This window comes from Synechococcus sp. R55.3, assembly GCF_047461975.1.
GTDB lineage: Bacteria > Cyanobacteriota > Cyanobacteriia > Thermostichales > Thermostichaceae > Thermostichus.
In genome coordinates, this window is record NZ_JANSIG010000149.1 from 1 (window position 1) to 2,066 (window position 2,066).

Sequence of the window (2,066 nt, forward strand, 5' to 3'; positions counted from 1 at the left end):
AACAACAGCCTCCATGGCAGGTATGCTCTGCTTACCTAGGACGACCGGATCCATCTGGAGCTCATGCACAGGATGATCACCAGCATCTTGGAGATCGACCTGACCCAAACCGTCCGGTATTATCTTGACCACAGGGATCCCCCCCTTATCGCCTGGATCCTGGGCCGTGATCAAGCGCTCCAGACCTGTTGAAACCTCATATTGTTCAGGGTCAGGCCCCATTGGGATCCAACGCTGCCACAGATCCGAGGCTTTGTAGCTACAGAGTTTGAGGACTCGATAAACTTATGAGGTCGAAGCTCAACGGCTGGAACCGGTAGGATTGACTTATCTTTGGCCGGTGTCCTGTTAGGAATGGATCATGGCGCTTTACGACTGCGACTTTTATGCCTGGACGCAAGAGCAAGCCGCACTGCTGAGATCGGGGCAGTGGGATCGATTGGATATTCCCAACTTGGTGGAGGAGATTGAGACTTTGGGCAGGCAAGAACGCCGCGAATTGGTGAATCGGCTAGGGATCCTGGTGGGCCATCTGCTAAAGTGGCAGTTTCAGCCTCAACAACGAAGCAAAAGTAGGATAGCCACAATTATCGAACAGCGGCAAGAGGTGCAGGAGTTAATTGCGGATAATCCCAGCCTTAAGTCTTATCTGGTTGAAGCAATGAATAAAGCTTATCAAAAGAGCGTCCTGCTGGTGGTTAAAGAAACGCCCCTATCTCTAGATGACCTGCCTGACCGGTGCCCCTACACGTTGGATCAGGTGATGGATCCCGACTTTTACCCTGAGCAGGAGAGCCCCCAGTGAGGATCTCGTCTTTCCCTCATGGCGTATCTCCCTCTTTCAGTTGGGCGTTTTCATAGTTAACATTCCACCTAGGCAAATGACAATTTCGCTGTGGCCAATTGACGGTCTGAGCTGATGCGGTTGTCAGATGCTCTCTTCAAAATAATCACTATCAACTTTCTTGACTGGGTACAACGAAACTGTAGATACGCCAACGTCGTGCTCAATCATTAGATTTGTTAGTTGTTCGCCGTCAATCAAAACAATCTTACTGCCGATCTGCGAAACGTAGCTGCTAGCGTCTTCAGTAAACCTGGAGGTAGTGATAAAAATACCCTTGTTTGCTCTTTGAGCCTGTAAAGCACCCACAAACTGCATGACATCAGGACGACCTACCGGATTGCTATCCCAACGCTTTGCCTGAATATACACAACATCAAGACCGAGTTTGTCCTCTTTGATGATCCCATCAATTCCACCATCGCCACTCTTGCCAATTGCTTTGCCCGCATCTGCTCGTGAGCCTCCGTAGCCCATTTTAACCAGCAGCTCCACAACAACCTTTTCGAAGAAGGCGGGCGATACTTTCTTTAGCTTGGCAAGCAGTTCATCAGCCAGTTTGTCACGGAGACTTTCATATGCAGCTTCTAACTGCTCTAATGGTGTCGCTGCCGAAGTCTCTGATAAAGCTTTTTGTTTGCTTGCCTTGTTGCTGCTTCTTGTACCTTTAGGCTTCTCAAATTCCATGAACTCAGGATATTGCCTGAGTAACTCTACATTGATGGTTTTGGGCTGTTTTTCAAGAAGATCTCTTCCGCGGTCAGTAATTTGGTAGAATCCTCTGCGCGTTGTTTCCAGCAGCCCTGCCTTTTTCATATAAGTTGCAGCCCAGCCGACGCGATTGACAAAGGTTGGCTGTACACCGCTCGGCAGCATCTCCCTGAGATCGTCCTCTGTGAGGCCCAGTTCCTTTGCCAGAACTTCAACAGCTTCGCTGGTTGATATTTCAGTGCCTTTGCGGGCTGCAAACTGAAGAAGTGGCAACATCAAGCTCTGATAATCGGGAACGGCCATTTGTAGAACCGATGTGAAGACAGGGATCCCAAACCGAAGTAGGTTCCACCCATAACTTTACGCCAACCCTCTGCTGCAAGCCAGTTAGGGTATCCGCCAGGCCGGGAAGCCTCTGAAAAAAGTTTGACGTGGATGGCTCAGGCGTGATTTGAACACGCGACCAAGGGCTTATGAGTCCCCTGCTCTACCGCTGAGCTACTGAGCCAGG

At 49.9% G+C, this 2,066-nt stretch carries 2 protein-coding genes and 1 tRNA gene; 1 reads left to right on the top strand and 2 read right to left on the bottom strand.

Annotated features, from left to right (window positions below; all coding sequences use genetic code 11):
- The first annotated feature begins 361 nt into the window (after positions 1 to 361).
- Positions 362 to 805, top strand: coding sequence for a DUF29 domain-containing protein (locus NW849_RS14200; RefSeq protein WP_414358481.1), 444 nt, complete (start codon positions 362 to 364; stop codon positions 803 to 805).
- A 123-nt stretch (positions 806 to 928) separates the two neighbouring features.
- On the opposite strand, the gene NW849_RS14205 is transcribed toward NW849_RS14200, so the two are convergent.
- Positions 929 to 1,858, bottom strand: a complete 930-nt coding sequence (locus NW849_RS14205) for a restriction endonuclease (RefSeq protein WP_414358483.1) — start codon at positions 1,856 to 1,858, stop codon at positions 929 to 931.
- A 133-nt stretch (positions 1,859 to 1,991) separates the two neighbouring features.
- A tRNA-Met gene (locus NW849_RS14210) sits at positions 1,992 to 2,063 on the bottom strand.
- Between the last annotated feature and the right edge of the window lie 3 nt (positions 2,064 to 2,066).

Excerpts from the sequence above, each read along its gene's own strand:
- NW849_RS14200 (WP_414358481.1), top strand. The coding sequence starts at position 362 with ATGGCGCTTTACGACTGCGACTTTTATGCCTGGACGCAAGAGCAAGCC.
- NW849_RS14205 (WP_414358483.1), bottom strand. The coding sequence starts at position 1,858 with ATGGCCGTTCCCGATTATCAGAGCTTGATGTTGCCACTTCTTCAGTTT.